At 63.2% G+C, this 920-nt stretch carries 1 protein-coding gene; it reads left to right on the top strand.

Features of this window, described 5'->3' with window-relative positions:
- Positions 1-920, top strand: a 920-nt coding sequence (locus tag G3N92_RS34560; protein WP_206131943.1) for a radical SAM protein, incomplete at both ends; no start/stop codon positions are given.

Below are 920 nucleotides of genomic sequence, written 5' to 3'. Positions count from 1 at the left end.
CCGTCGTTCCCCACCGACGCGAACTTCGCGCAGGACCTCAAGCAGCGCAAGCCTTCGGTGCTGGTCGGCATGGTGGGCGCGAAGGTGGCCGTCGATCCGCACAACTCGCTGACGGCCTCGGACGCGATCGATTTCGTTTGCCGCGAGGAGTTCGACTACACCTGCCGCGACGTGGCCGACCGCAAGCCGTTCGCCGAGATCCTCGGCCTCAGCTACCGCGCCGCCGACGGCGCGATCGAGCACAACGGCCCGCGCCCGATGATCGAGGAGATGGACGAGCTGCCGTTCGTCGCGCCGATCTACAAGCGCGATCTGAAGATCGACAACTACTTCATCGGCTACCTGAACTACCCGTACGTATCGATCTACACGGGCCGCGGCTGCCGCTCGAAATGCACGTTCTGCCTGTGGCCGCAAACGGTGGGCGGCCACCGCTACCGCGTGCGCTCGGTGGAAAACGTGCTGGCCGAGGTGAAGTGGATTCGCGACAACATGCCTGAAGTGAAGGAGATCATGTTCGACGACGACACGTTCACCGATTTCAAGCCGCGCGTGGAGGAAATCGCGCGCGGGCTGGGCAAGCTCGGCGTGACGTGGTCGTGCAACGCGAAGGCCAACGTGCCGTACGACACGCTGAAGGTCATGAAGGAGAACGGCCTGCGCCTGCTGCTGGTGGGCTACGAATCGGGCGACGACCAGATCCTGCTGAACATCAAGAAGGGCCTGCGCACCGACATCGCGCGCCGCTTCAACGAGGATTGCAAGAAGCTCGGCATCAAGATCCACGGCACGTTCATTCTCGGCCTGCCCGGCGAAACCAAGGACACGATCAAGAAGACGATCGAATACGCCAAGGAAATCAATCCGCACACGATCCAGGTGTCGCTGGCCGCGCCGTATCCGGGCACCCGGCTCTACGA

It is taken from the genome of Burkholderia sp. Ac-20379, assembly GCF_017104645.1.
GTDB lineage: Bacteria > Pseudomonadota > Gammaproteobacteria > Burkholderiales > Burkholderiaceae > Burkholderia.
The sequence above is the reverse complement of the archived record's forward strand: the minus strand, read 5'-3'. Positions and strand labels throughout refer to the sequence as shown.